The sequence below is a fragment of the Lysobacter sp. TAB13 genome, assembly GCF_052113885.1.
In the GTDB taxonomy this organism is placed as follows: Bacteria; Pseudomonadota; Gammaproteobacteria; order Xanthomonadales; family Xanthomonadaceae; genus Lysobacter; species Lysobacter gummosus.
This window is the reverse complement of the sequence record NZ_JBFRDR010000161.1, coordinates 1-488: the sequence shown is the minus strand read 5'-3', so window position 1 is coordinate 488 and position 488 is coordinate 1. Positions and strand designations below refer to the sequence as shown.

Sequence of the window (488 nt, the reverse complement as noted above, 5' to 3'; positions counted from 1 at the left end):
AGCTCGACCTCTCCGGCATCGACGCCAATGGCGCGCTCGCCGGCAACCAGAGCTTCACCCTGACCAGCGGYCCGGCCTTCACCGCCACSGCCCAGCTGGTGGTCKCCTACGAGACCCGGGCCGACGGCGACTACACCGTGGTCAAGGGCAATGTCGACGGCGATGCCGATGCCGACTTCCAGATCAACCTGAAGGGCAGCCACACCCTGACCGGCAGCAACTTCAGCTTCTAGAAGCGGCGCCTTTTCGGCCGGCGGGCTCCTGGTCCGCCGGCCACTCCCACCGTCCTGCACCGCCTTCCTGCCGACTGCTTCATTTGACGGTTTGCGATCATGGCACCTTCCAAGGCACAGACCTCCGCCCGCCGCCGCGATGCCGCCCGGCTGACGCTGGGCTTCCGCTCGGCCTTCCTCTTCCTGTTCGCGATCTCGGGGCTGATCAATGTGCTGGCGCTGACCGGCTCATTCTACATGCTGCAGGTCTATGAC

The 488-nt window shown here is 66.0% G+C and carries 1 protein-coding gene; it reads left to right on the top strand.

The genetic code is table 11. The annotated features are described in order from the left end of the window. On the top strand, positions 1-233 hold a 233-nt coding region (locus tag AB4Y92_RS25625; RefSeq protein WP_441822177.1), incomplete at its 5' end, for a hypothetical protein. Positions 234-488 lie beyond the last annotated feature (255 nt).